Annotated in this window: 24 protein-coding genes; 10 read left to right on the forward strand and 14 right to left on the reverse strand. The window is 64.8% G+C overall.

Going from position 1 to position 24,499, the window contains the following annotated elements; translation table 11 throughout:
• Positions 1 to 41: 41 nt before the first annotated feature.
• Together A6B35_RS09745 and A6B35_RS09750 are read right to left on the reverse strand one after the other, a co-directional pair.
• The gene (locus A6B35_RS09745; RefSeq protein ID WP_040583645.1) at positions 42 to 962 is read right to left on the reverse strand and encodes a fumarylacetoacetate hydrolase family protein; all 921 of its coding nucleotides are present in this window, start codon (positions 960 to 962) and stop codon (positions 42 to 44) included.
• A 10-nt stretch (positions 963 to 972) separates the two neighbouring features.
• The gene (locus tag A6B35_RS09750; RefSeq protein WP_006205067.1) at positions 973 to 2,094 is read right to left on the reverse strand and encodes a cupin domain-containing protein; all 1,122 of its coding nucleotides are present in this window, start codon (positions 2,092 to 2,094) and stop codon (positions 973 to 975) included.
• Positions 2,095 to 2,229: 135 nt separating this feature from the next.
• Here A6B35_RS09750 and A6B35_RS09755 point away from each other — a divergent pair, with 135 nt between their 5' ends.
• Positions 2,230 to 2,907, forward strand: coding sequence for a GntR family transcriptional regulator (locus A6B35_RS09755; RefSeq protein ID WP_006205068.1), 678 nt, complete (start codon positions 2,230 to 2,232; stop codon positions 2,905 to 2,907).
• A gap of 267 nt (positions 2,908 to 3,174) precedes the next feature.
• Here A6B35_RS09755 and hpaH read toward each other — a convergent pair whose 3' ends face one another.
• Genes hpaH through A6B35_RS09780 form a run of 5 tightly spaced genes read right to left on the reverse strand, consistent with a single transcriptional unit; the run spans position 3,175 to position 7,803 of the window.
• Positions 3,175 to 3,981 carry a 2-oxo-hept-4-ene-1,7-dioate hydratase gene (hpaH, locus tag A6B35_RS09760; protein ID WP_006205069.1) on the reverse strand — a complete coding sequence of 269 codons (807 nt, stop codon included), beginning with the start codon at positions 3,979 to 3,981 and terminating at the stop codon, positions 3,175 to 3,177.
• Positions 3,981 to 4,850 (reverse strand): fumarylacetoacetate hydrolase family protein, encoded by an 870-nt coding sequence (locus tag A6B35_RS09765; RefSeq protein ID WP_006205070.1) that lies wholly within the window; start codon positions 4,848 to 4,850, stop codon positions 3,981 to 3,983. The genes hpaH and A6B35_RS09765 overlap by 1 nt, the downstream gene beginning before the upstream one ends.
• A 25-nt stretch (positions 4,851 to 4,875) precedes the next feature.
• The gene (gene hpaD, locus A6B35_RS09770) at positions 4,876 to 5,856 is read right to left on the reverse strand and encodes a 3,4-dihydroxyphenylacetate 2,3-dioxygenase (RefSeq protein ID WP_006205071.1); all 981 of its coding nucleotides are present in this window, start codon (positions 5,854 to 5,856) and stop codon (positions 4,876 to 4,878) included.
• Positions 5,857 to 5,871: 15 nt separating this feature from the next.
• On the reverse strand, positions 5,872 to 7,389 hold the full coding sequence (gene hpaE / locus A6B35_RS09775; RefSeq protein WP_006205072.1) for a 5-carboxymethyl-2-hydroxymuconate semialdehyde dehydrogenase: 1,518 nt from the start codon (positions 7,387 to 7,389) through the stop codon (positions 5,872 to 5,874).
• Positions 7,390 to 7,416: 27 nt separating this feature from the next.
• Positions 7,417 to 7,803 carry a 5-carboxymethyl-2-hydroxymuconate Delta-isomerase gene (locus tag A6B35_RS09780; protein ID WP_006205073.1) on the reverse strand — a complete coding sequence of 129 codons (387 nt, stop codon included), beginning with the start codon at positions 7,801 to 7,803 and terminating at the stop codon, positions 7,417 to 7,419.
• 237 nt (positions 7,804 to 8,040) lie between these two features.
• On the opposite strand from A6B35_RS09780, the gene hpaR reads away from it, so the two are divergent.
• Positions 8,041 to 8,451, forward strand: a complete 411-nt coding sequence (gene hpaR, locus A6B35_RS09785) for a homoprotocatechuate degradation operon regulator HpaR (RefSeq protein WP_081482252.1) — start codon at positions 8,041 to 8,043, stop codon at positions 8,449 to 8,451.
• 6 nt (positions 8,452 to 8,457) lie between these two features.
• Here hpaR and A6B35_RS09790 read toward each other — a convergent pair whose 3' ends face one another.
• Positions 8,458 to 8,967 carry a flavin reductase gene (locus A6B35_RS09790; RefSeq protein ID WP_006205075.1) on the reverse strand — a complete coding sequence of 170 codons (510 nt, stop codon included), beginning with the start codon at positions 8,965 to 8,967 and terminating at the stop codon, positions 8,458 to 8,460.
• Between the two features lie 11 nt (positions 8,968 to 8,978).
• The gene (locus A6B35_RS09795) at positions 8,979 to 10,523 is read right to left on the reverse strand and encodes a 4-hydroxyphenylacetate 3-hydroxylase N-terminal domain-containing protein (RefSeq protein ID WP_006205076.1); all 1,545 of its coding nucleotides are present in this window, start codon (positions 10,521 to 10,523) and stop codon (positions 8,979 to 8,981) included.
• A 93-nt stretch (positions 10,524 to 10,616) separates the two neighbouring features.
• Here A6B35_RS09795 and A6B35_RS09800 point away from each other — a divergent pair, with 93 nt between their 5' ends.
• Positions 10,617 to 11,495 carry a helix-turn-helix domain-containing protein gene (locus tag A6B35_RS09800; protein ID WP_040583631.1) on the forward strand — a complete coding sequence of 293 codons (879 nt, stop codon included), beginning with the start codon at positions 10,617 to 10,619 and terminating at the stop codon, positions 11,493 to 11,495.
• Between the two features lie 57 nt (positions 11,496 to 11,552).
• Here the strand turns inward: A6B35_RS09800 and A6B35_RS09805 are convergent, their stop codons facing one another.
• From A6B35_RS09805 to A6B35_RS09820, 4 genes are all read right to left on the reverse strand, one after another.
• Entirely contained in the window at positions 11,553 to 12,902 is a 1,350-nt protein-coding gene (locus tag A6B35_RS09805) for an aminotransferase class III-fold pyridoxal phosphate-dependent enzyme (protein ID WP_006203985.1), read from the reverse strand.
• A gap of 27 nt (positions 12,903 to 12,929) precedes the next feature.
• On the reverse strand, positions 12,930 to 13,592 hold the full coding sequence (locus tag A6B35_RS09810) for an HAD family hydrolase (protein WP_006203984.1): 663 nt from the start codon (positions 13,590 to 13,592) through the stop codon (positions 12,930 to 12,932).
• A complete protein-coding gene (locus A6B35_RS09815) occupies positions 13,589 to 14,851 on the reverse strand; it encodes a Tm-1-like ATP-binding domain-containing protein (protein WP_006203982.1) in 1,263 nt (420 codons plus the stop codon). The genes A6B35_RS09810 and A6B35_RS09815 overlap by 4 nt, the downstream gene beginning before the upstream one ends.
• A 61-nt stretch (positions 14,852 to 14,912) precedes the next feature.
• Positions 14,913 to 15,683, reverse strand: a complete 771-nt coding sequence (locus tag A6B35_RS09820) for an IclR family transcriptional regulator (protein WP_006203981.1) — start codon at positions 15,681 to 15,683, stop codon at positions 14,913 to 14,915.
• A gap of 177 nt (positions 15,684 to 15,860) precedes the next feature.
• Between A6B35_RS09820 and A6B35_RS09825 the strand changes: the two genes are divergently transcribed.
• The 7 genes from A6B35_RS09825 to A6B35_RS37345 all read left to right on the forward strand — a co-directional run bounded on the left by A6B35_RS09825 (position 15,861) and on the right by A6B35_RS37345 (position 23,266).
• Positions 15,861 to 17,306 carry an APC family permease gene (locus A6B35_RS09825; RefSeq protein ID WP_040583290.1) on the forward strand — a complete coding sequence of 482 codons (1,446 nt, stop codon included), beginning with the start codon at positions 15,861 to 15,863 and terminating at the stop codon, positions 17,304 to 17,306.
• 58 nt (positions 17,307 to 17,364) lie between these two features.
• Entirely contained in the window at positions 17,365 to 18,558 is a 1,194-nt protein-coding gene (locus A6B35_RS09830) for a cytochrome P450 (RefSeq protein ID WP_006203978.1), read from the forward strand.
• Positions 18,555 to 20,042 carry an aldehyde dehydrogenase gene (locus tag A6B35_RS09835; protein WP_006203977.1) on the forward strand — a complete coding sequence of 496 codons (1,488 nt, stop codon included), beginning with the start codon at positions 18,555 to 18,557 and terminating at the stop codon, positions 20,040 to 20,042. Before A6B35_RS09830 ends, A6B35_RS09835 begins: the two co-directional genes overlap by 4 nt.
• 84 nt (positions 20,043 to 20,126) lie before the next feature.
• On the forward strand, positions 20,127 to 21,497 hold the full coding sequence (locus A6B35_RS09840; RefSeq protein ID WP_006203976.1) for a transaminase: 1,371 nt from the start codon (positions 20,127 to 20,129) through the stop codon (positions 21,495 to 21,497).
• Between the two features lie 3 nt (positions 21,498 to 21,500).
• Complete coding sequence (locus A6B35_RS34345) at positions 21,501 to 21,659, forward strand: SDR family NAD(P)-dependent oxidoreductase (protein ID WP_006203975.1); 159 nt, start codon at positions 21,501 to 21,503, stop codon at positions 21,657 to 21,659.
• A gap of 134 nt (positions 21,660 to 21,793) precedes the next feature.
• Entirely contained in the window at positions 21,794 to 22,453 is a 660-nt protein-coding gene (locus A6B35_RS09845) for an ABC transporter permease (RefSeq protein ID WP_006203974.1), read from the forward strand.
• 474 nt (positions 22,454 to 22,927) lie between these two features.
• The gene (locus A6B35_RS37345; protein ID WP_341872632.1) at positions 22,928 to 23,266 is read left to right on the forward strand and encodes an ABC transporter permease; all 339 of its coding nucleotides are present in this window, start codon (positions 22,928 to 22,930) and stop codon (positions 23,264 to 23,266) included.
• A gap of 141 nt (positions 23,267 to 23,407) precedes the next feature.
• Here the strand turns inward: A6B35_RS37345 and A6B35_RS09855 are convergent, their stop codons facing one another.
• Complete coding sequence (locus A6B35_RS09855) at positions 23,408 to 24,406, reverse strand: LacI family DNA-binding transcriptional regulator (RefSeq protein ID WP_040583307.1); 999 nt, start codon at positions 24,404 to 24,406, stop codon at positions 23,408 to 23,410.
• Between the last annotated feature and the right edge of the window lie 93 nt (positions 24,407 to 24,499).

The raw sequence follows: 24,499 nt of genomic DNA on the forward strand, positions 1-24,499 counted from the left end.
AGATTTCCCGCACCGTCGGCTTGAATGGCGCGTTCATCTGCCTATTCCGGAGTCGCATCCACGACGGCGTGCCGCAGCGTGCCGATCCCTTCGACGCATGCCACGACCACGTCGCCTGGCCACATCCATTCCTGCGGCTCGCGCCCGGCGCCGACGCCTTCCGGCGTGCCGCTGGCGATGATGTCGCCCGGCTCCAGCGTGATCGCCGACGAGATGTCGGCGATCAGGTGGTCGACCTTGAACAGCATGTGGCGGGTGTTGGAGCGTTGCTTCTCGACCCCGTTCAGCGTCAGCCACAGGTCGAGAACCTGTGGATCAGGGATCTCGTCGGCCGTGACGATGCATGGCCCGAACGGCGCGTAGGTGTCCTGTCCCTTGGAGAAGATCCATTGCCCGGCGCGCCGGTTGTCGCGCGCGGAAACATCGATCATCACCGAATAGCCGAAGACATGGCCGAGCGCGTCTTGTGTGCGCACGCGACGGGCGGTTGTGCCGATGATGACGGCGAGTTCCACCTCCCAGTCGAGCTGCTGCGTGATCTTCCTGTTGTGCTCGATCCCGTGGCCGGGCCCGATCACGGTCGTCGGTGGCTTGGAGAAGACGACCGGCTGTTTCGGCAGGTCCTTTGACGTGTCGAGCGACTTTGCGCTCTCCGCGACATGTTCGACATAGTTCAAGCCGATGCCGAAGATGTTCTTGCGCGGCCGGGGAATGGGAGCCAGCAGCTTCACGTTGCCCAAAGCGGTGGCGGTGCCGGCCGGGAGGCGTCCGCCGGTTTTGTCGAGGCAGTCGCGCAGCGCATCCAATCCGGCGCGCCCGGCATCGATCAGGCCGAGCATGGTGCCGGGCAGGACCTTGCCTTGCGCCGTAGCGAGCGCCGCCACGTCCACCACCAGGTCCTCGACGAGGACACCGAGCCTTGCCGCGGCCTCGACCGAGGCGCGATAGGTTACAAGTTTCATGCTGGTTCCTTCAAAGAAGCGGCTGCAGGCCGCCATTGTCGCCGAATGCCTGCTCCCGGTAGAGCCCGAGTGCCCGCATCACCGGGAGGTCGGACAGGCAGAACAGGCAGGCGTCCTCACGGTCCGATCCGTTTGCATGCTCGTGCCACGCCCAGGATGGGACACAGAAGATGTCGTGCTCCTGCCAGTCGTAGCGTCGGCCGTTGATGATCGAATGGCCGCTGCCCTTCGCCACGTGGTACAGGCCGCTGCCGGTATGCCGGTGCGCCTTTGTGTGCTCGCCGGGGCGCAGCATCTGCATCGACGCCCCGAGCGTCTGCATGACCGGGCCGTTCGTCACCGGGTTCACATATTCCATCAGCACGCCGTCGAAGGGCGAACCGTCGGTGCAATCGGCGTATTTCAGCAGCGACTCGTAGGTCGGTGCCCATTCGTATTTGAACATCGGGCTGTAGCCCTTGGCCCAGTTCTCGCCCATCGGCTTGAGGCCGGCATTTCCCCAGGTTTTGGTCATGTCGTCGACCGCGTAACCGACGGCTTGGCTGAGATCCGGATGCACCTCGTAAAAATTGGCCTCCATCGCGTTGACGAAGGGGATGTCCAGGCCGTCCTGCCAAATGCAGGGCGAGCCCGTCGCCTCCACGCCGTGCTCGTGCCAAGTGCCGTTCGGCGTCAGCACGAAATCGTTCGCGCCGAGCGTCATCTTGTGCCCGTCCACCACCGTGTAGGCGCCCGAGCCCTCGATGATGAAGCGGATCGCCGAAGCCGAGTGGCGATGCGCCGACGCTACTTCGCCGGGGTTCATCACCTGCAGCCCGCCATAGATCCAGCCGACGGCTGCGGCCACGTCCTTGCGTCCAGGATTGTTCAGATAGACGACGCGTCGTCCGGCCTTTTCCGGCGTCACCAGTTCTATCGAGCGCAGGACATTCGCGCGCAGGTCGCGATAGCGCCACACCACCGGGACCGACTGCGACTTGGGCTCCCAGGGCTCGATCTTGTTGGCGACGGTCCACAGCGCGCCTGCCTTGTGGCGCTCCAACTCGTCGTAATAGGCAAGCAGCTCCGGCGTGTCCTCGACGTTCGCCCGGCCGACGACATCCTCGCGATGGTTTTCGCGCTCCAGTGCCATGGGACCCTCCTGATTGTGGGTTGTTGGCCTAAGCATGGCGCGACATATTTTCGAATGCAACAGAAATCTTCGAAAATAAATGAAATTGCCGACGATGCCGTCTATGAGGTAAGGCTGTGCGGTGAGGAAAGTTGAATGACGCTTGCCGAAAAAGCCTACGAAGCCCTGCGCCACGACATCATCCGCGGCGAGCTCGCGCCCGGCCGGCCGTTGCGGCTTGCCGATCTCGGGGAGCGCTACGGCATGGGTTTCTCGCCGCTGCGCGAGGCACTGAACCGCCTGCAGGCCGAGCGGCTGGTGACGGCCGAGTCGCTGCGCGGCTTCCGCGTGGCGCCTCTGTCCCTCGATGAACTGCATGATGCCGTATCGCTTCGTATCGTCATTGAGGTGGAGGCGCTCAAGGCCTCGATCAGCCAGGGCGACGACGCTTGGGCGTCAGGTATCGTTTCCGCCCTCTACGCTTTGAACGTCCAGGCCGCGCGCACGGGTGCCGAGGCTGATATCTGGACGCTCGAGAAGCGGCACCACGCGTTCCACCGCGCCTTGCTGGCCGCGTGCAACTCGCCATGGACGCTGGAATTCTTCGAACGGCTCTATGCGGCGACCGAGCGCTACCGTATTCCGGTCCTCCTCGCGTCTGCGCTGCCGGTGGGTCGCGATGTCCAGGCCGAGCATGGCGCGCTTGCGCAAGCGACTCTCGACAGGGACGCCGAGAAGGCCTCGGCTCTGCTGAGCCAGCACTACCTTCGAACGGTGGAAGATCTGGCAGGGGCTATTCGTTCCAAACAAGCGAAACTACGCGCGTCAGGATAGCAAGTAGGGTCGACTTGCACGAAGATGTCACTATGGCAGCGGCTTCGTTGGTTCGCTTTGGGCAGCATCGGCGGGAGCGAGCCAGCATGGCGAGGCGAGTCGACATTGCACGAGGATGCCGCTATGTGGCGCCTGCCTCGGCACGGGCCGGGCACTTAAATGCTTGAGGGACGGTGGAAATCCCACGCTCGTGATCGAAGCCTGACCAATTCTATCGTCGCAGTGGCGCGTCGAGGTCGCTGCTCGCCTGTATGGCCCCGCTGCAAGCTAACGGGCGAAGGCGATGCTGATCGTTCCGTAAGGGCCGAAATCGGCAACGATGTCGTCACCATGGCGTGCCTCGACCGGGCGCACGAACGAGCCCGACAGCACGACCTGTCCGGCCGAGATCTGCATGCCGTATTGATGCAGCCGGTTGGCCAGCCAGACGATGCCCTTGGCCGGATGGTCGAGCACGCCGGCGCCGAGACCGGTTTCTTCTACCTCACCGTTGCGCGACAGAATGGCGCCGATCCAGCGCAGGTCGGCCTCGCGCGGACCGGCCGAGCGGCCGCCGATGACGATGCCGGCGTTGGCGGCGTTGTCGGAGATGGTGTCGAAGAAGGTTCTTACCTTGCCGGTTTCCTTGTTCACCCGCTCGATGCGGGTGTCGAGGATTTCCAGCGCCGGCGTTATGTAATCTGTGGCATCCAGCACATCGTCGATCGACACGTCGGGGCCTTTGAGCGGCGCCTTCATGACGAAGGCGATCTCGGCCTCGATGCGCGGCTGGATGAAGCGGCCGGTGGGAACCGTGCCGCCGTCGTCGAAAAACATGTCGTCGAACAGCACGCCGGAATCCGGAATGTCGATGGCGAGCGCCGACTGCATCGCCTTCGAGGTCAGGCCGATCTTCCAACCCTTGATCGCGAGCCCCGATGCGACCTTCCTTTTCACGAGTGCTGCCTGCACGCGGTAGGCGTCGTCCATCGTCGCCGCGGGAAAGTCGAGGCTGAGCAGCCTGATCTGCCGGCGCTCGCGCTCGGCTTCGAACAACCTTGCTGCTGCGTCTTTCACCTGATCTGGGGTCATCATCAGGCCCTCTCGTCGACGACGCCGTTGCGCAGCAGACCGATGCCGTCGGCCTCGACCTCGATGACGTCACCCGGTTTCAGCCAGATCGGCGGCTCGAAACGGGCGCCGGCGCCCGTGGGCGTGCCGGTGACGATGATGTCGCCGGGCACCAGCGTGGTGAAGGTCGAGACGTAGTTGATGATCTTGCGGAAGGAAAAGATCATGCGGCCGGTGCGGTCCTGCTGCCGGACCTCGCCATTGATGCGCGTGGTGAGCGAAATGTCGGCGATCTGCGCCTCGTCGGTGAACGGCACCAGCCACGGGCCGATCGAGCCGGAGTGGTCGAAATTCTTGCCTTGGGTGACGTTGAACTTGGCGTGGCGCACCCAGTCGCGGATCGTGCCTTCGTTGCAGAGCGACAGCGCTGCGATATGGCCGAGCGCGTCGGCCTCGGCGATGCGCCTTCCGGCCTTGCCGATGACGATGACGATTTCGCCCTCATAGTCGAGTTGCGGCGATTCCGGCGGCCGCACCAGCGGCGCGCCATGGCCGACGAAGGAGCGCGGGAAGCGGATGAACAGCGACGGGTTCGAAGGTGCGGCCTGCCCGTCCTTGTACTCCTCGTTGCGGTCCGGATAGTTGACGCCGACGCAGATGATTTTTTCGGGCGAGGGAACGGGAATCTCGTAGGCGATGGCGTCGAGCGGGAAATCGGCCGCGAAGGCCCCGGCTTCTTCCGCCAGGCGCAGCAAGGCGCCGGCCTCGATGACTTCGCGCAGTGTCGGCCACTGTGCGTGCCGTGACGAGAGGTCGACGACGCCCTTGCCGGTGACCGCGCCATAGCGCGTCCTGCCGCCGACGGTGAAGGTGGCGAGCCGTGCCGCGCTCATGCTGGAACTCCCCGGTTAGCCATCGTTATGGCGCCACGATCGGCGACGCCGCCAGATCGGACTTGCGTGGCTCGACGCCGGCAAAGACGCTGCCTTCCTCGAACCAGCTCTTCGGCGCCGGCGCGCCCCACAGCGTCTGGCGCTGCGGGTCCTTCAGGTCCCACTTGATCGGCTCCAGATCGGGATCGACCGTCTGGTAGTCCGAGCAGTAGATCTCGATGCGATGGTTGTCGGGATCGCGGATGTAGAGGAAGAAGGCGTTGGAGATGCCGTGCCGGCCGGGGCCGCGTTCGATGTTCGGCAGCCAGCCGGTGGTTGCCATCAAATCGAGCAGGTCGATGATGTTGAGCGGCGTCGGCACCCAGAAGGCGACATGGTGCAGCCGCGGGCCGATGCCGTTGGTGAAGGCGATGTCGTGGACGCCGCCCTTGCGGTGCGTCCAGGCCGCCCACAGCTTCCCGGTCGCTTCGTCTTCAGTGTACTCGGTCACGCGGAAGCCGAGCTCGTTGTAGAACGCCACCGCTTCATCGACGTTGGGCGAGAAGCAGTTGAAGTGGTCGATGCGCAGCGGCTTGACGCCCTTGTAGAGCGCATATTTCTGGTGGATCGGCGGCAGCCGCTCCATCTTGGAATAGAACTCCAGCGGAATGCCGTGCGGGTCGCGGGTGCGGAAGGTGCGCGACTGGTAAGGCCGCTCCACCCATTCCACCGGCAGGCCCTTGCCTTTGAAGAAGTGCGCGGCCTTGTCGAGATCCTCGTCGGAAAACAGCTTGAAGCCGAGGTCGCGCGCTTCCGGCACAGCACCTTTGCGCAGCACGATGCAGTGATGGCCGCGCTCTTCCATGGCGCGCAGATAGATGGCGTCCTTGGTCTCGTCGGTCACCTGCAGGCCGAGCGTGTCGACATAGAAGGCGCGCGACTTCGCAAGGTCGGTGACGGCGAGCTCGACATGGCTGAGCCGCACGATGTTGAAGGCCGGGTAGAGGTTGGGTGTGGGCAAGGGCATCTTTTAGGTCTCCGGTCAGCCGCCGAGCTTCTGGATCGAGTGCGGCGCCGTGGCGAACGCGATGTTCTTGGTTTCCATGTAGAAGTCGAACGACCAGTCGCCGCCGTCGCGACCGATGCCCGAATTTTTGATGCCGCCGAACGGCGTCGGCAGATGGCGCACATTCTCCGAATTCACCCAGATCATGCCGGCATCGAGCGCATCGGTGAAGCGGAAGGCGCGAGTGACGTCCGCGGTCCAGAGATAGCCGGTCAGGCCGTACTGCGTGTCGTTGGCTAAAGCCAGCGCCTCGGCCTCGTCCTTGAACGAGATCGCGGTCAGCACTGGCCCGAAGATCTCTTCCTGGGCGATGCGCATTGTGTTGGTGGCGCCGATGAACAGCGTCGGGCTGACATAGCAGCCGCCGCCCGGGCCGGCGAACTTGGTGCCGCCGGCGGCGACGACCGCGCCTTCCGACTTGCCGATCTCGATATAGGACAGCACCTTTTCCTCATGCACCGGATGGATCAGCGGACCGACCACGGTTTCCGGGTCGAGCGGATGGCCGATCCTGATACGCTTGGCCTTCTCGGCCACCAGCGCAGTGAACTTGTCATGGACGCTTTCCTCGACCAGCAGGCGCGAGGACGACGTGCAGCGCTCGCCGTTCAGCGAATAGATCATGAAGACGGCGGCGTCCGCCGCGCGCTCCAGATCGGCATCGGCAAAGACGATCACCGGGTTCTTGCCGCCAAGCTCGAAATGCACGCGCTTCAGCGTGTCGGCGCCCTGCTTCATGATCATCGAGCCGGTGCGGCTCTCGCCGACGAAGCCGATCGCCTTGATATCGGGGTGTTCGGTCAGCGCCCTGCCGGCGTCCTCGCCAAAACCGTTGACGAGGTTCCACACGCCCTTCGGCAGGCCGGCCTCTTCGGCGATCTCGACCAGCAGCCGCGCCGTCAGCGGCGACAGTTCCGCCGGCTTGTGGACGATGGTGCAGCCGGCAGCGAGCGCCGGCGCGATCTTCCAGGTCGACAGCATGAATGGCGTGTTCCACGGTGTGATGACGCCGACCGGGCCGATCGGCACGCGCGTCGTCATGTTGACCTGGTTCGGCGCCCGGATCGTGCGGCCATCGCGGGCCTCTGGCGCGCGGTCGGCGTAGAAGCGGAAATTCTCGGCGCCGCGCAGCGCCGCCTTGGCCATGAATTTCAGCGACTGTCCGGTATCCATGCACTCGACGAAGGCGATTTCTTCCGCCCGCGCCACGATCGCGTCGGCGATCTCGTGCAGCAGTTTCTTGCGTGCATCGCCGGAGATCGCCGCCCAGTCCCGGAAAGCAGCCTTGGCTGCCTTGGCGGCGCGGTCGACGTCTTCAGCCTTGCCACGCGCCACCCTGGCGATCGGCTTCAGGTCGATGGGCGAGATCGTCTCATAGGTCGAGCCGTCGGCGGCCGGCACGGCCTCGCCGCCGATCTGGTTGAGCACGCCGGTGCGCCTGAACCGCTCGAGATAGGCCTCGGCCTTCCGCAGATTGTCGTCCAATGCCGCCATGGGTCTTTCCTGTTCTCTGCCGCTCGTTCACTTGCCGCGCAACCGCGGATGAATGGCGTTCTTCTTCCAGTTCAGCTCGGCGTCGATCTCGCGGATCTCCAGGGAGAGCGCGAAATGCGGCGTTGTGAACAGCGATGCGAGATGCTCCGAGACGGCGGCGAAGATCGCTTCGCCGGTGCGCTTCTTTTCCTCGGCGCTGCGGCCCTTGCCGATGCGGAAGCTCATGTCGATGAAGCCGTTTTCCGGCAGACGGTCGGCGATCGCATAGGCCTCGGTGCGGAAGGCGCGCACCCTGACCGCGCCCGGTTCGAACAGGCCTGTTGCGAGGATGGTGCGCGAGACCAGCGCGCAAAGCTCGTTCATGTCGACCTTGGCGTCGAGATTCGCGGAATATTCAATCGCCATATGTGGCAAGGTTTCCTCCGCCGGCGTCGCCGGTCTTTTGTAATTAACATGTGAATTACATCTTGACGATCGAATGTCAAGCGTCGTTCTCTGTCGCGATCCACGCCCCGGCGTCGGGATTGCCGCTCCCGGCAAAATCGCGGATATAGCTGCGATCCGCGTCTCATTCGTCTTGCGAGCCGGAACTGGAACTGGAATTTCGGAGACCTGACCTTGCTACCGCCCAGCACCCGCCGCTCCTTGCCGATGGCGCTTCTGCGCGCCCGCGAAGTGATCATGGCGCATTTCCGGCCGATGCTTGCCCGCCACGACATCACCGAACAGCAATGGCGCGTGCTACGCGTTCTTGCCGAGGCCGGGCCGCTGGAAGCGACCGAACTCGCCAACCGCGCCTCGATCCTGCCGCCAAGCCTCACCCGCATCATCAAGGCGATGGAAGAGCGGCAGTTCATCTCCCGCAACAAGGTCAAGGATGACGGCCGCCGGGCGCTGCTCGCCATCAGCCCGGCCGGGCTGGCGCTGATCGAGGACCTGGCTCCCGAACGCATCGCGATCTATGACGCGATCGAGCAGCGCTACGGCGCCGAACAGCACGAACATCTGCTCGATCTTCTCGAAAGCCTGATCCAGTCGGAATCATCCGAAAACCAAACCTGATAGCGTCTACCCGCCAAAACTGCCCAGCGCTGTCGGCTGCATGTAATTGCGGTCGACATAGAGCAGGGCGGCTTCACCGCTGCCGTGGCGGATGTCGACGACGCGGCCGAACATCACATTGTGCGTGCCGACCCGATTCACCTCGCCGACCTCGCAATCGAAACTGACAATGGCGTCGAGCAGCGCCGGCATGCCGGAGGGCATCGTCTGCCATCGTGCCGAGCCATAGCGCTCGGCCATGTCGCGGATCGCACCGGCGAACTTCGCCGCCAGGTGCATATGGGCCTGCGTCAGCACGTTGACGCAGAAGCGCCGGTTGGCGAGGAACAGGCCGGCCTGCGCCGAGCGTTCGTTCATGCAGATGAGCAGCGTCGGCGGATCGTCGGAAACGCTGCACATGGCGGTCGCGGTGAAGCCGCCGCGGCCAGCCGGGCCGTCCGTCGTGACGATGTTGACCGGCGCGCAGACCCGCGCCATGGCATCGCGGAATTCCAGTCTCGAGACCTGCGCCTCCATGGCCGGCCTCCTCAGCTTGCGCCGGCCGGCAGCGGCGGCAGCCAGGTGTCGCCCGTCCAGCCCTTTTCGTCGTAGTCGGCCATGCAGGTGTCGACCAATTCCTCCATCGCCTTCAGCCGGCCGCCGCGTTCGGCGCCCTTCAGCACCTGCAGCCGCACCTCTTCCGGCGCGCCGGCATAGTTGAGCTCGTAGAGCGCATGCCGTCCGCCGAATTCGGTGCCGGTCGCGTCCCACAAGAGCTTCATGATCTTGATGCGCTCGACATGGCCCATGTCGTTGGAGCCGCGCACATATTGGGCAAGGTACTTGTCGATCTCGGGATTGTCGAAATCCTTTGCCGAGGACGGCAAATAGATCAGCCCCGAGGCGATCACCCGGCGCACCGTGTCGATGACGCGCGGATAGGCCTCCGACATGAAGGTGCGGTAGGCGAGCGCCGCTTCCAGATTGGGCAGCACCGCGCCGCTCGCCCACGGGATCGGGTTGTGCGCCATGGCGTTGGAAAAGCTCCAGAACATGTGGCGCAGCGCAATCACTTCGCCGAGTGCCGCCTGGTTGCCACGAAAGGCGTCGCCGCCAGTGGCGCGCAGCGCCTTGGCGAGCAGGCCGGCAAGGAAGTCGAGCTTGACGGCAAAGCGCGTGCAGCCCTGGAAACAATAGCCGTGCATGAAGCCCGACGCTGGATGGAAGGACAGGATTTTTTGCGCATCGCGCAGCACCAGCACGTCCTCCCAAGGAACGAAGACATTGTCCAGCACCAGGATCGCGTCGTTCTCGTCGAAGCGCGACGACAGCGGGTAGTCGAAGGGCTGGCCGACCGTGTTGGCGGTTTGCTCATAGGAGACGCGGCAGAACATCTTTATCCCCAGCGCGTTCATCGGCACGATGAACATCACCGACAGCGACGGATCTTCGGTGACCGTCGCTGAACTCTGCGCCAGGAAATTATAGTGGGTCAGCGCCGACGACGTCGCCACCACCTTGGCGCCGGACACCCAGATGCCGGCATCGCTCTCCTTGGTGATGTGCACGAACACGTCCTTCACGGCCTCGGCCGGCTTGTGGCGGTCGATCGGCGGATTGACGATGGCATGGTTCATGAACAGGGCCGCTTCCTGCGCCCGTTTGTGCCAGGCAAGCGCATTGTCCTTGAACGGGCCGTACCACTCGGCATTGGCGCCGAGCGTGTTCATCAGCGCTGCCTTGTAGTCGGGCGTGCGCCCCATCCAGCCGTAGGACATACGCGACCAGTCGGCGATCGCCGTCTGCTGCTGGGCAAGCTCGGCGGCGGAATGGGCGACGCGGAAATATTTATGCGTGTAGCCGCCCGAGCCGGTGTCGGTCGGCGAGGTCAGCACCGCCTGCCGCGCCGGGTCGTGCAAGGCATCGTAGAGCCGGGCGAGCGAGCGCGCCGAATTGCGCATCGCCGGGTGCGTGGTGACGTCGGCGACGCGTTCGCCATTGATGTAGACCGCGCGCCCGTCGCGCAGGCTCTCGAGATACTCGGCGCCTGTGAACGGCCGTTTCGTGTCGGCCCGGAAATCTTCCGATCGCATCATTTATCCTCCCTTGATCATCGGACAGTAGCCGGATGCGACGCAATGGTTTATGGACGAAAGACCAAAACCACTTGGACTTTTTCCGGTGCCATGAGCCAGGCCAGCATTCCCGAATTCTTCGTCTATGGCGAACCCGCGCGAAGCCTTGATGTCGGCTTTCTGCATGTCGAGACTGTTCTGGCTCGCGCCTCCGTGCATCGCGGCCAAGTGCTGGCGCACAAGCATCCGCAGATGGCGCAAGTCACTTTCTGGACCGGCGGCAGCGGCACTTACCGGATCGAGGACAAAACCTGGAGTTTTTCGGCGCCCACGGTGAGTTTCATGCCGAGTGGCGTGGTCCACGGCTTCAGCATCGAACCGGGCACCGACGCCATCGTCGTCTCGGTCGCCGATGAGGCCCTTGCTTTGATCGCCGAGCATTCGGCGTTGCCGCTCGACCAGCCGGTCTTCGTCACCGGCCGCGGCGAGGCAGCGCTGTGGGAAAAGCTCGCAGGCGTCATCAGGCTGATCCAGGCGGAATATGCCGACAGGCTGCCCGGCATGGACAAAATCCTGCCGCCGCTGATTGCCGTGGCGCTGTCGGGCATTGCTCGCCTCGATGCGGAATCGCATTCCGTGGCGGTACCGGCGACGGTAGCGCTGGGCGGCCGGCTGCGGCGGCTGATCGACCGGCACTTTCGCGACGACTGGCCGGTCGAGCGTTATGTCGCCGCACTCGGCACCACGCGCCATCTGCTCGACAAGGCAGCGCGCCAGGTGCTCGGCGCGGGCGTGCGCCAGGCAATCGGCGAGCGGCGGCTTATCGAGGCCAAGCGGCTGCTGCTGTTCACCGTGCGCCCGGTCGAGGATATCGCCTACGAGACCGGGTTCAACGATCCCGCCTATTTCTCGCGCTTCTTCCGCGCCGCCGTCGGGCTGTCTCCGGCGGCGTGGCGGCGGGAGAGACTGGCAGCAGGCAGTAGGCAGTAGGCAGTAGGCAGTAGGTAAGTGCGGTTCCTCTAATCCCTACTGCCCACTGCCTATTCCCTAGGCCGCGGCCAACCCCGCATCCAGCGCCTCGCCAATCTTCGCCACATCGGCCGCCGAGATCACCAGTGGCGGCGACAGGATGATCGTGTTGCCCGACACGCGCAGCATCACGCCGGCGGCATAGGCAGCCTCGGCGACGGTGGCCAGGGTCTTCTTGTCGGCCGGCTTCTTGGCGGCGCGGTCGGAGACCAGTTCGAGTGCCGCCATCAGGCCCTGATAGCGGACGTCACCGACCAGCGCATGCTTCGCCTTCAGCGCTTCCAGCGCCTTGCCGAGTTCGACACCGCGCGCCGCCGCGTTCTCGTTGACGGCAAGCCGCTTGGTTTCGGCCAGTGCCGCCAGCCCCGCCGCGCAGCCGACCGGATGGCAGGAATAGGTGTAGCCGTGGCCGATGGCGCCGAAGCTGGTTTTGTCGGCCTCGAACACATCGGCGACCTTGGCGCCGATCAGCGTCGCACCGAGCGGGAAATAGCCCGACGTGATCGCCTTGGCGATGGTCATGAAATCCGGTTTGACGCCGGACAGGCGCGAGCCCGACCAGGCGCCGGTGCGACCAAAACCGGTCACCACCTCGTCGGCGATGAGCAAAATGTCGTGGCGGTCGCAGATGGCGCGCACCAGCGGCATGAAGCTCTCATGGGGGACGATGACGCCGCCGGCGCCGAGCACCGGCTCCATGATGAAGGCGGCGATGGTGTCGGCGCCCTGGAAGGCGATCTCTTCCTCGATCGCCTGGGCGCAGAGTTTTGCCAGCTTCGCCGGATCGGTCTCGTCGAACGGGTTGCGGTAGGTCCACGGCGCCGGCGTGTGGAAGACGCCCGGCAGCAGCGGCTCGTAGTTGCGGCGGAAATTGGCGTTGCCGTTGACCGAAGCGCCGCCGAAATGCGTGCCGTGATAGCCCTTCTTCAGCGCCAGGAATTTTGTCCGGTCGCCCTGGCCGCGGATCTTCCAATACTGCCGCGAAAGCCGCAGCGCCGTCTCCACCGAATCCGATCCGCCCGAGGTGAAGAAGGCCCGCACCATGCCCTCCGGCGCGAACCAGTCGCAGAGCTCATAGGCAAGCTCGATCGACGGTCCGGTCGAGGTGCCGCGGAAGCCGGAATAATAGGGCAGGGCGTCGAGCTGTGCGGCGATCGCCTTCTTGATCGGGTCGCAGCTGTAGCCGAGATTGACGTTCCACAAGCCGCCGACGGCGTCGAGCACGGTGCGGCCGTCGACGTCGGTCACCGACACGCCGTCGCCCTTCATGATGATTTTCGGCGGCGTCGCGCGCATCTCGGCCGGATGCGCCATCGGGTGCCAGATCGGCTTGGCGTTGTTCTCGGTGAGGAAGTTGATGTCGCGCATCGGTGAAAAACTCCGTTTCTTGAAACTTCAGGCTGCAAGGCCGAAATGCGCCAGCGCCTCGGCATAGCTTCGCGCCGGCTCGGCGACGTCGAAATGCACCGTCCGCATGCCGGCCGCGACCGCGCCATCGACATTGCGCTGCTGGTCGTCGACGAAGACGCAAGTCTCTGGCGGCAGACGCAGCGCCTCGCTCACCATCGCATAGGCTTCGCGGTCGGGCTTGAGGATGTGGGTGTAGGTGGCGTCGACTATTGTCTCGAACAGCGACAGCAGCGGCAGGCGTTCGCGAAAGCTGCTGCCGTAGAACAGGTCGAGCTCGTTGGAGAGGATGGCGAGTTGGACGCCGGCTTCATGCGCCGTGCGGATCGCCCGCTCGGCCTCGGGCCGCACCACCGCCTGCGGGTCGGCGCCGCGCGCCCGTTGCACGAAGGTCGACATGTCGTTCCAGTCCTCGCCGACCATTCGGCCGACCTCGCGCGTGCGCGTCTTCCAATAGTCGCGTTCGCTGATCTCGTCGGCCTGCATGGCGCGCCAGAGCGGGTCGGATGCGGGTTCGAACGGTCCGCGCCAGTCGAGCGTGCCGGGCGCCAGCCCAAGCGCGCGTTCGGTCAACGCATGCGTCTCGAACAGCGTGCGGGTGACGACGCCGCCGAAATCGAGCACCAATGCCTGTGGCTTCAGCGTGCTCATCCGGCTTGCCTGCCTGCCGGCGCGCCCCGCGGCACGATGCCTTCGGCGACCCAGCGGTCGAAGATCTCCAGCGCCTTGGCACTGAAGGCGGCGTCGTTGATGTGGCCTGATATCTCGTGCAACTCGGCATTCGCAGGCACGCTCAGGCGCATCTCGTCGACGAAGGCGGTCAGCGCGTCCGGCTCGTGCAGCGGCTCGCCGTCCTGGTCCCATTGCTGGATGCCGCCCGCCGGCAGGATGAAAGCGGTTGGCCCTGTTGCCGCGGCAAGTTTCTCGCCGATGGCGCGCGCGATTTCCCTGCGTGTTTCGCCATCCGAAGTCACCGAGGCCAGCAGCCGGTTATGGGCGTGGTAAGGGCGCTCGATGAAGCGGGTTGGTACCGCCTGCCAGGTCGGAAAATCCACCATGTCGACTGCGCCCGGTGCGACGATCTGAGGGATACCCTGCCGCCCGGCGTTTTCCAGCCGGTCGGCGCCCGAGCTCACCACCGAACCGGTGAGATGGTTGGCGAGTTCCTGCAGGCTGAAATCCATCACCGCAACGAAGCCGCGCTGTGCGGCGATCGCCTCCAGCGCCCATCCGCCCATGCCGGTGGTGTGGAAGACGATGACCTCGTAGCCGCGCTTTTCGAGCTCCGGCTTCAGCGTCACCATATAGTGCAGGCAGCTTTTTCCCAGCGAGCTCATGCCGATCCGCGGCCTGGCCTGGTCCGGCTTGACGACGGCCCGAGCCGCACCCACCACCGCGCCGCTGGCTTGCGACAACACCGCCTTGCAGGCGCTGTTGAGGCCATAGAGCCCGCCCGCCCACAGGATCATCATGAGGTCGGTGGCGATCCGCTCCGGCGGCAACAGATGCGAATAGGCGATGGTCGAGACGACGAATTTCGGCACGCCGAGGGGCAGCGCCAGGGCGACGTCAAGCGCGAGGTCGGTACCCATCGTGCCGCCAAGCCCGATGAAGCCGTCGATCTCGCCCTGATCGTAGAGTGCACGCGCGAGCCGCGAGGCGCCGAGCGCCATCAGCGTCATAGCCGAATTCTCGTCGCCGCTGGCGACGATCGCCGCGATCGTCGTGTCCGCAGCTTGAGCCACGGCATGCTTGTCATGCGCCGGCCGGTAGGGCGGATCGCCGAGCACGCTGACATCCATCATCACCGCGACGCCGCCGACGGCCTCGATGCGCTCACGCATGAACAAGAGCTCGTCGGCCTTGGTGTCGCCGGTGCCGATAACCAGGATTCGGCGTTTGTCCTCCAAAGTCAGTCTCCTCGCTGAATGATCAAGATGCGCGCCTGCGTCATCATGCGCGTCATCGTCATCATGCGCGCCTGCGCTCCGGCAGGCTGCGCCGTCCGACAAGCCGCTCGCCGATGCTGTGCGCCGCGTCCGCGACGCCAGCGCCGTAGCGTTCGATATCGCCCTCCAGCACGCGCACCTGCGGCGCGGCAATGGCAATGGTGCCGATGGCGAGACCGTCTGCGCCGAGGATCGGTGCTGCGACGCTCTGCACGCCTTCCTCGAAGCCCTGCGAGCCGATCGAATGGCCGCGCGCACGCGCCGCCGCAATCTGTTCGGCCAGCGCGGCAGCACTGGACACGGTGAACGGCGTAAAGGCCGGCAGCGGCCCCGCGAGAATGGTGTCGCGGATGCGGTCTTCGGTAAAGGCCAGGAAGGCAATGCCCGAGGCGGTCGCATGCATCGGCAGGAGTTCGCCGAGCGCCACGCTGACGCGATTGGCCTTGGTTGATTCGACGACATGGACCGTGATCAGGCCGCGCCTGGAATATTCCGACAGATGCACCGTCTCGCCGGTCTCGGTGGCCAGAGCCTCGACCAGCGGCGCTGCCGTTCGCAGGAACGGAAACTGCGCCTCGCGCATCAGCGCCAGCCGACCGAGACCGGCGCCGAGCCGGTAGCGGCGCGTGCCTTCGTCCTGTTCGACCAGGCCGTGTTCCATAAGTGAGAGCAGCAGCCGGCGCGTCGTCGCCTTATCGAAGCCGGCATGCCGGGCGAGGTCGGCCAGCGCCAGCTCGGGCTCGCCGCGACCCAGCATTTCCAGCAGAGAAATGGCCTTGGCCACCGTGCTCATCTGGTTTCCGAACCTCCCTAGATACTTAACGTGCGAATTAACTTGACAGGAAGCGCCTTCCTTTGCAAGTCTATATTCGAAATGCCGTTGCAAATAGTGAAATGAACATCAGGCCCGCCAGAAGGCCTCGGCATCTCAGGGACACTTGGTTTCCGCAGCGCGGAATTGGAGGGTAAGATGACGACAATTGTAGCCGGCGAAACAAACCGGCTGAGGAAGAACAGCCTAGGCGTGGGCGCCATCACCTTCATGGTGATCTCGGCCGCCGCACCTCTGACGGCCGTGGCCGGCGGCACGCCGCTCGGCATGCTGATGGGCAACGGCGCGGGCTTTGCCGGCACCTATCTCATCGTGACGCTGCTGCTGCTCCTGTTCGCAGTCGGCTATGTCGCCATGTCGCGCCATGTCGGCAATGCAGGCGCCTTCTATGCCTATGCGGCGCGCGGCCTCGGCGGCCTGGCCGGCGGCGCCACCGCGCTGATTGCCATCCTGTCCTACAATGCCATGCAGATCGGCGTCATGGGCCTTCTCGGCGCCGCCACCGCCGGGCTGTTCGCCGGCTGGGGCATCAACCTGCCCTGGTGGGTGTGGAGCTTCGTCGCCATCGCCATCGTTGCCGTGCTCGGCTACCGGCAGGTCGACCTGTCGGCCAAGATCCTGACCGTGCTGGTATTGGCCGAATATGTGGTGGTGCTGATCCTCGACCTGGCGATCCTCAAGACCGGTGGCGACAGCGGACTGTCGGCCGCACCTTTCAGCTGGAGCCAGATCACCAGCGGCGCGCCGGCGATCGCCATCCTGTTCTGCTTTGCCGCCTTCATCGGTTTCGAGGCAACGACGATCTATGCCGAAGAGGCGCGCGACCCCAAGGTCACCATTCCACGGGCGACCTATTTCTCCGTCATCCTGATCGGCGTCTTCTACATGGTCACCGCATGGCTGATGGCCGTCGGCGCCGGCGTCGACAAATTGCTGCCGGAGCTGCAGGGGCTTCAGGACCCGACGACTTTCCTGTTCGGCCTATCCGACCGCTACGCCGGAACGATGCTGTCGCATGCCATGAGCATCCTGTTCGTGTCGAGCCTGTTCGCCGGCGTGCTGGCGTTCCACAATGCCGTCGCCCGCTACATCTATGTCTCCGGCCGCGAAAAGCTCCTGCCGCAGACCATCGGCGTGACGCACATCGTGCATCAGAGCCCGCATGTCGCCTCGGTCATCCAGAGCGTGCTTGCCGCCGTCGTCGTCGGGCTCTTCGCCGTGCTCGGCCTCGATCCGGTGCTGGCGCTGTTCTCGTGGCTTACCAATGTCGCCACCCTTGGCGTCATCGTGATGATGGCGGTCGCCTCGCTCGCCGTGGTGATCTTCTTCCGCGCCAATCCCTCCAGCCAGGAAAACGTCGTGAAGACCACCATCCTGCCGGGGCTAACCTTCATCGCCTTCGTCATCATCATCTACCTGATCGTCATCAACTTCGGCAGCCTGTCGGGCGCGGGCGGCTTCCTTGGCGTCTTCCTGCCGGCGCTGGTGCTGATCGCGGCCGTGGTCGGCCTTGTGCTGGCCAGCGCTTTGAAGAGCCGTGACCCGGTCGCCTTCGCCGAGCTTGGACAGCCTCTGAAGGACTGAAACAAACAGGGGCGGCGCGCTTGGCGCCGCCCCTTTGCCATCGCAGGGAGTAGCGGCGTTGAGCTTTGCCGAGAGCATCACCGTTGAGGCGCTGGAAGCCGATCCGTATCCGATCTATGCGGAACTGAGGCGCAGCGCGCCGGTCGCTTTCGTGCCGGCCGTCAATCTCTGGTTCGTTACCCGCTGGAAGGATGTGGAAACGGTCGCGAAGTCGCCCGACACCTTCTCCGCCGTCGTCGGGACATCTCCGGTCGAACGCTCGTTCGGCAAACCGACGATCCTGACGACCGACGGGGACGTCCACAAGGATCTGCGGCAAGGTATCGACCCCAAATACCGGCCGCGCACCGTCGCCTCCTATGCCGGCGACCTCGTGCGTTCGATTGCCGAACCTTATCTCGACCGGATCGCCGAACAGGGCTCGGCCGAGCTGATGGCCGACTATTTCGAGCCGGTCTCGACGCTCAGCCTGGCGCGCTCGCTTGGGCTGGTCGACATCGACATGCCGACCTTGCGCCGATGGTTCTATGGCCTCGCCCAGGGCGCCATCAATTTCGAGAACGACCCGAAGCGCCAGGAGATCGCCGATGCGATCAGCGCCGAGGTCGGCGCCGCCATCCTGCCGACGCTGGAGAGGCTTGTCCGCAAGCCCGATGATTCCGCTTTGTCGCACATGCTGCATGACGGCATGCCCGAGGGTAAAACGCGTCCGATCGATTTCCTGATGCCGAGCATCAAGGTCATCCTGCTCGGCGGCATGCAGGAGCCCGGCCATGGCGCCGGCTCGATCCTTGCCGGCCTGCTCGCCCATCCCGAACAGTTGCGGCAGGTGCTCGACGATCCCGAAACCCTGGTGCCGAAGGCCGTCGACGAAGGCCTGCGCTGGGTGGCGCCGATCGGCACGCAGACGCGTCAGACGACGCGCAACGTCGAGCTCAGTGGCGTGACCATCCCGGCCGGCGCTCCGGTCGCGGCGCTTGTCTCTTCGGCAAGCCGCGACGAGAGCCGCTTCTCCGATCCCGACCGGTTCGACATCCATCGCGACGAAGGCAACCACGCCGCCTTCGGCTTCGGCCATCATTTCTGTTCAGGTCGGTTTTTCGCGCGCGAGCAGATGTGCTTGGCAGTAAAGCTGTTGCTCGAGCGCCTCCCGGACCTGCGGCTGGTGCCAGGCAAGGAACCGGTGTTCCGCGGCTGGGAGTTCCGCGCCCCGACCACATTGCATGTTTCCCTCGGAGTGAGTCGCCAATGATCAGCCAGAATGCTATCGACACGCTGCGCAAAGTCGAGATCGGCGCGCGGGGCCTGTTCATCGATGGCGCCCAGACTGATGGCCTGAACGGCGAGACGCTGCCAGTAACGTCGCCGATCGACGGCCGCCAGTTCGCCAGCATTGCCGACGGCAACGCCGCCGATGTCGATCATGCCGTGGCGTCGGCGCGCAAGACGTTCGAAAAGGGCTCGTGGTCGCGTGCCGCCCCTGCCTTCCGCAAGAAGGTGCTGACCAAGCTCGCCGAACTGATCGAGAAGCACGTCGATGAACTTGCCGTGCTCGGCGTGCGCGACAACGGCACCGAGATCGGCATGGCCTACAAGGCCGAGCCGCTGTCGGCCGCCGGCACCATCCGCTACTACGCCGAGGCGATCGACAAGGTCTATGGCGAGATTGCGCCGACACCCGACAACGTGCTTGGCCTGATCCACAAGGAGCCGCTCGGCGTCGTCGGCGTCATCGTGCCTTGGAATTTCCCGCTGATGATCGGCGCCTGGAAGATCGCGCCGGCGCTGGCCGCCGGCAATTGCGTGGTCGTCAAGCCGCCGGAGATCGCTTCGCTCACGCTTCTGCGGCTGGCTGAACTCGCCGCCGAAGCCGGGCTTCCCGGTGGCGTGCTCAACGTCGTCACAGGGCGCGGCGCGGTCGCCGGCGAGGCGCTCGGCCTGCACATGGATGTCGACGCCATTGCGTTTACCGGCTCTGGTCCGGTCGGTCGGCGGCTCCTCGAATACGCGGCGCGCTCGAACCTGAAGCGTGTCTTCCTCGAGCTCGGCGGCAAGTCGCCCAACATCGTCTTTGCTGACGCGCCGGACCTGAAGCAGGCGGCGACCGTCTCGGCCAACGGCATCTTCCGCAATTCCGGCCAGGTCTGCGTCGCCGGCTCACGCCTTCTCGTCCAGTCGTCAGTCTACGACCGCTTCATGGACGAGCTTCTCAAGGCGACCACCCGGCTGAAGGTCGGCGATCCGCTCGATCTGTTAAGCGACATCGGCGCGGTGTCGAGCGCCGAGCAACTGGACAAGAATCTCGGCTTCGTCGCCAGGGCGGCGGAAGAGGGCGCCCGCCTCGTCACCGGCGGCGAGCGCATCCTGGTTGAGACCGGCGGCAGCTACATGGCGCCGACCATCTTCGAGAACGTGACGCACGACATGCAGCTCGCCCGCGAAGAGGTGTTCGGGCCGGTGCTCGGCGTCATGCGCTTCGACACCGAGGAAGAGGCGGTGAGCCTCGCCAATTCGACCGCCTACGGCCTCGCCTCGGCGGTGTGGACCGCGAACCTGTCGACGGCGCATCGGATGGTGCGGGCGATCCGCGCCGGTGTCGTCCACGTCAACACCTATGGCGGCGCCGACATCACCGTGCCGCTCGGCGGCGTCAAGCAATCCGGCTTCGGCCGCGACAAGTCGCTGCACGCGCTCGACAAATACACCGATCTGAAGACCGCCTGGATCGCGCTCTAGAGCGTTTTCGATAACCAGCTCGCGCCATGAAACGATGGCCCACAAAGGGAGAGTTGCGCCGTGATAGCTGCCAGCAGAAACGATTTGCATTCAGCGACGATCGGCGACCTGCTCGACCGCGAGCAGCAGCGTTTTCGCGAAATGCATCCGCACTCGGCGGCGGCCTGGGAAGAGGGCAAGCAGCATTTCCTCTATGGCGGACCGTCGCACTGGATGCGGCGCTGGGCCGGCGGCTTTCCGGTCTACGCCGCCGAGGCCAAGGGCGCCCACATCAGAGACATCGATGGCCACGACTATGTCGACTTCTGCCTCGGCGATACCGGCGGCATGTGCGGCCACGCGCCGGAGGCGGTGACCCGTGCCGCTGTGCGCCAATTGCAGAACGGCACCACGATGATGCTGCCCACCGAGGACAGCCTGTGGGTCGGCGCCGAGTTGCAGCGGCGTTTCGGCCTGCCCTACTGGACGCTGACCACCTCGGCCACCGACGCCAATCGCGGCGCCATCCGCATCGCCCGCATGATCACCGGCCGCGACAAGGTGCTGGTCTTCTCCGGCTGCTATCACGGCGGCGTCGAGGAGGCGCATGTCGAGATCCGCGACGGCCGCGTCGGCATGCGCAACATGATCCATCCGAACGGTGTCGACCATTCGGCCGTCTCGAAAGTGGTCGAGTTCAACGATGTCGGCGCGCTGGAACAGGCGCTGTCGGCGGGCGACGTCGCCTGCGTGCTGACCGAGCCGCTGATGACCAATTTCGGCATGATCCCGGTCGCCGACGGTTTTCATGCAGCACTTCGCGACCTCACCCGCCGCACCGGTACGGTGCTGGTCATCGACGAGACGCACACCATTTCCAGCGGATCCGGTGGCTATTCGTCCGAGCATGGGCTGGAGCCGGACATACTGGTGGCCGGCAAGGCCATCGCCGGCGGCATTCCGGCCGGCATCTTCGGCGTCTCGCGGGAGATCGCCGAGCGATTGTGGGCGATCGTGCCGATGGTCAATCCGCGCGTGCGCCAGTCGGCGCATCTCGGCATCGGCGGCACGCTTGCCGGCAATGCGCTCACCGTCGCCACCATGCGCGCGGTGCTGGAAGAGGTGCTGACGCCTGCCAATTTCGAGCTCATGAGCGCCAACGCCTCGCGGCTGGCGGAGGCTGCGCGGAAGATCATCGCTGCAAACAAATTGCCTTGGCATGTGACGCAGATCGGCGCCCGCGCCGAGATCATGTTCATGCCTCAGCCGCCGAGGAATGGCGCCGATGTCATCGCCAGCCGGCGCAGCGATCTTGAGGCGCTGCTGCACGCCTTCTACATGAACGAGGGCATTCTGGTGACGCCGTTCCACACCATGTTCCTGATGTGTCCGGCAACCACATCGGCCGATGTCGATCGCCATACCGACGTGTTCGCGCGCTTCGTCGACCTGGTCCGCGGCGCCAGGGTCGTCTGAGCGATGGCACAACCCTTCGACCTCAACGGCAGAGTGGCGCTGGTGACCGGCGGCGGACGCGGCATTGGCGCGGCGATCGTCACGCGCTTCGCCGAAGCCGGCGCTTCGGTCGTCATCGCCGATGGCGGCGGTCGTGCCCCGGCGCACAACAGGGCGGTGTGACGAGAACGTAGCGACTGAAAGTACCCGCCGGTCCGGTCGGCATCTACCACATCCTCTCGGCGCTCGATCTCAAGCGGGACTACGAGACCGGCATCGGTCCATCCCGGCCGGGCACGGCGCTCTACCGGTCGATCATGCTGCGCACCTTCATGATCGCCTCGACCACTTCCATCATTGCCCTGGTGCTTGCCTTTCCGCTCTGCGCCTTTCTTGCCCGCCAGAGCGACCGCGTCCGCAACCTGCTGCTGCTGATGGTGCTGCTGCCCTTCTGGACCTCGATCCTGGTCCGCACCACGGCCTGGCTCGCGCTGCTGCAGGACCGGGGCGTGATCAACACGCTGCTGATGGATTTGGGCCTGATCGATGCACCCATGAAGCTGCTTTACAACCGCGTCGGCGTCATCGTCGCGCTGGTCCACGTCATGCTGCCCTTCATGATCTTTCCGCTGCTTGCCTCCATGCGATCGATCGATCCGCGCCTGTTCAGGGCAGCGCTGTCGCTCGGCGCCACGCCCTTCTACGCCTTTCGGCGCGTCTACCTGCCTCAGGTCATGCCGGGCGTCATGGCAGGCACGCTGATGGTCTTCGTCGTCACGCTCGGCTTCTATGTCACGCCGATGCTGGTCGGCGGCCCCGGCGACCAGATGATCAGCTACTATATCGCATTGTTTACCACCAGCACGCTGAACTGGGGCCTTGCCTCATCGCTGGGCCTGATCCTGCTGGTCATCACACTTTCGCTCTACGCCATCCAGAACGCCCTGCTGCGCCGCAGTGGCGTCGGCATCCGCTAGGAGGCCCGGTGTCCGGTCCGAGACAAACCTCCGCCGTTCGGCTCGGCCGCCTCAGCCTCGGGCTGTTGGCCGCTATGGTGCTGGCCTTTCTGATGTCCCCGCTGATCATTATCGTGCTGTTCTCGTTCAAGAGCAGTGGCGACTTCACCTTTCCGATCACCGGCTGGTCGTTGAAATGGTACGCCGAGTTCTTCTCGACGCAGACCTGGATGGATGCCTTGCGCAACAGCCTGGTCCTGGCTGTCTCGACGACACTGCTGGCGACGCTGCTCGGCACCATGGCGGCACTCGGCCTTGCCGCGCCGCAACTGCCCGGACGCCGGCTGATCTCGGCCTTCCTGCTGATCCCGATGATCGCGCCTGTCGTTATCGTCGGCGTCGGCATGTATTTCGTCTTCTCGATGACTGGCCTGACCGCGACCTTTCCCGGGCCTCATCCTCGGTCATACCTCGCTCGCCGTTCCGTTCGTCGTGGTGACCGTCTCAGCGGTTCTGACCGGTCTCGACCGGCGACTGCTCTGGGCCGCCGCCAGCATGGGCGCACCACCCTTCCTTGCCTTCCGCAAGGTGACGCTTCCGGTCATCCTGCCGGGCATTGCCTCGGGCGCACTGTTTGCCTTCGCCACCTCGCTCGACGAGGTGGTGGTGACGATGTTCCTTGCTGGCCCGGGACAACGCACCTTGCCGCGCGAAATGTTCACCATCGCCCGCGACACGCTGACGCCGACCATCGCAGCTGCCGCAACGGTGTTGATTGCCGCCTCTATCGTGCTGCTGGCCGCTTCGACATTGTTCGGCCGTTCAAACCGATAGAGCTTTGACAGCCGCGCATGCCGACAGCTTGAAGCCGCGTCCGGCAGGCGCTTTGCCGCGCTCCCAAAGGGAGGCGAAACGATCTGATCGGCAACCGGGTAATTCTGCTCAGGCGATCGAAGCTATCGGGTCTGCGGCAGACTATTCGGCTGGCTCGAATCTGCCTTGCAACAAGACTGTCGCGATCGGCCCAAGCGGATTGGCGATCCGGCTTTCCAAGACCTCGATAAGCTTGTGCCCTACGTCTGCCATGTCTACGGAATGAACGCCGATCTTTGCCGGCAGGAAGCGCGCCAGACGCGTGCTGTCACGGGTGACGATGTGGACATCGCGGCCCGGCTCAAGACCGCGCCTGCCGAGAGCGTGCAGTGCTCCCAGAAGACCAAGTTCGTTAGCGCATGCCAGGCCCGTCGGCGGATCTGGGGACGCCAGCAAACGATCAAACCAGGCTGCGCTCGATTCCATCGTGAACGTGCCGTGGCCGATCAGCGATTGGTCGATCGGAATACCGGCCTCGGCCATCGCCCTTCCATAGCCTGCAAGACGCATGGCGCTCGCCTGATCCTTCTGCACGAGAAGTTGCAGCGCGATGCGTCGGCAGCCCTTGTCCATCAGCCGCCGGGTCGCGTCGTAGGCGATCTGCTCATTGTCGATATCGACATAGGGATACGCGATGTCCAGGTCGGTTCTTCCAAACGCGACGAACGGTATGTCTTGATCCAGCAACAGCTTGACGCGCGGATCGCCCGAGACCATGCGCGTGATGATCAGGCCGTCGGCGCTACGCGCCTGAAGCAGGCGCTGCACACTTTCGACGGGATCGTCGTCGGGCGTGGTGGAATAAATGGACAGACTATAACCAGCTTGCCGCGCCGCCAGCGTCATGCCTTCGATCAAGGGAAGCTTCGCCAGATCGGACAGGTAGTCGCGTGTTTCCATCGGCAGCACCGCCGTCAGCGTCAGGGTTCGTCCGGTCTTGAGCGCGCGACCGTGATGGTTTGGTACATAGCCGACCCGCTTCGCCACCTCCTTGACGCGCGCCATGGTCGAGGGATGCACTTCCGGCCCATCTTTCAGAGCGCGGGATACCGTGGTCACCGAAAGGGAAAGTTCCGCCGCGATCTGTTTTAGATTGGCCATGTCGCCCGACTTCATTTGCGAAAGCGACGGCTGATTTCGCTGACCATCGTAACGTTACCGGATTCGGCCTGACGGTCAAATCCGGGCTCACCG

The organism is Mesorhizobium amorphae CCNWGS0123, assembly GCF_001686985.1.
In the GTDB taxonomy this organism is placed as follows: domain Bacteria; phylum Pseudomonadota; class Alphaproteobacteria; order Rhizobiales; family Rhizobiaceae; genus Mesorhizobium; species Mesorhizobium amorphae.

Excerpts from the sequence above, each read along its gene's own strand:
- A6B35_RS09745 (WP_040583645.1), bottom strand. The coding sequence starts at position 962 with ATGAAACTTGTAACCTATCGCGCCTCGGTCGAGGCCGCGGCAAGGCTC.
- A6B35_RS09750 (WP_006205067.1), bottom strand. The coding sequence starts at position 2,094 with ATGGCACTGGAGCGCGAAAACCATCGCGAGGATGTCGTCGGCCGGGCG.
- A6B35_RS09755 (WP_006205068.1), top strand. The coding sequence starts at position 2,230 with ATGACGCTTGCCGAAAAAGCCTACGAAGCCCTGCGCCACGACATCATC.
- hpaH (WP_006205069.1), bottom strand. The coding sequence starts at position 3,981 with ATGATGACCCCAGATCAGGTGAAAGACGCAGCAGCAAGGTTGTTCGAA.
- A6B35_RS09765 (WP_006205070.1), bottom strand. The coding sequence starts at position 4,850 with ATGAGCGCGGCACGGCTCGCCACCTTCACCGTCGGCGGCAGGACGCGC.
- hpaD (WP_006205071.1), bottom strand. The coding sequence starts at position 5,856 with ATGCCCTTGCCCACACCCAACCTCTACCCGGCCTTCAACATCGTGCGG.
- hpaE (WP_006205072.1), bottom strand. The coding sequence starts at position 7,389 with ATGGCGGCATTGGACGACAATCTGCGGAAGGCCGAGGCCTATCTCGAG.
- hpaR (WP_081482252.1), top strand. The coding sequence starts at position 8,041 with ATGGCGCTTCTGCGCGCCCGCGAAGTGATCATGGCGCATTTCCGGCCG.
- A6B35_RS09790 (WP_006205075.1), bottom strand. The coding sequence starts at position 8,967 with ATGGAGGCGCAGGTCTCGAGACTGGAATTCCGCGATGCCATGGCGCGG.
- A6B35_RS09795 (WP_006205076.1), bottom strand. The coding sequence starts at position 10,523 with ATGCGATCGGAAGATTTCCGGGCCGACACGAAACGGCCGTTCACAGGC.
- A6B35_RS09800 (WP_040583631.1), top strand. The coding sequence starts at position 10,617 with ATGAGCCAGGCCAGCATTCCCGAATTCTTCGTCTATGGCGAACCCGCG.
- A6B35_RS09805 (WP_006203985.1), bottom strand. The coding sequence starts at position 12,902 with ATGCGCGACATCAACTTCCTCACCGAGAACAACGCCAAGCCGATCTGG.
- A6B35_RS09810 (WP_006203984.1), bottom strand. The coding sequence starts at position 13,592 with ATGAGCACGCTGAAGCCACAGGCATTGGTGCTCGATTTCGGCGGCGTC.
- A6B35_RS09820 (WP_006203981.1), bottom strand. The coding sequence starts at position 15,683 with ATGAGCACGGTGGCCAAGGCCATTTCTCTGCTGGAAATGCTGGGTCGC.
- A6B35_RS09825 (WP_040583290.1), top strand. The coding sequence starts at position 15,861 with ATGACGACAATTGTAGCCGGCGAAACAAACCGGCTGAGGAAGAACAGC.
- A6B35_RS09835 (WP_006203977.1), top strand. The coding sequence starts at position 18,555 with ATGATCAGCCAGAATGCTATCGACACGCTGCGCAAAGTCGAGATCGGC.
- A6B35_RS34345 (WP_006203975.1), top strand. The coding sequence starts at position 21,501 with ATGGCACAACCCTTCGACCTCAACGGCAGAGTGGCGCTGGTGACCGGC.
- A6B35_RS09845 (WP_006203974.1), top strand. The coding sequence starts at position 21,794 with ATGCTGCGCACCTTCATGATCGCCTCGACCACTTCCATCATTGCCCTG.
- A6B35_RS09855 (WP_040583307.1), bottom strand. The coding sequence starts at position 24,406 with ATGGCCAATCTAAAACAGATCGCGGCGGAACTTTCCCTTTCGGTGACC.